Here is a 333-nt window from a genome sequence, read left to right as displayed (position 1 = left end):
ACTGAAAATGACTTTAATGGCATCATTGATTTATTAGAAATAGATACTTTTGAATATGATAACACTTCCCAAGGAAAGTAGTTCCTATTCCTAGAATTTAGAATCAATTACCCAAACTAAAAGAAACAGATTAATAGAAACTTTATCTAACCTAGACGAAGAATTATTGATGTATTATTTAGAAAGAAAAAACCAATCTCTTCTAGAAATGTTGAAAAATTCCATTAGAAAAGCAACCTTACAAGCTTCCTTTTTCCCAGTTCTTTGCGGTTCTTCTTTCAAAAATAAAGGTGTTGTTAAAATGTTAGACGCTATTGTTGAGCAATACATGTG

This window comes from Areca yellow leaf disease phytoplasma (genome assembly GCF_041920595.1).
The sequence above is the reverse complement of the archived record's forward strand: the minus strand, read 5'-3'. Positions refer to the sequence as shown.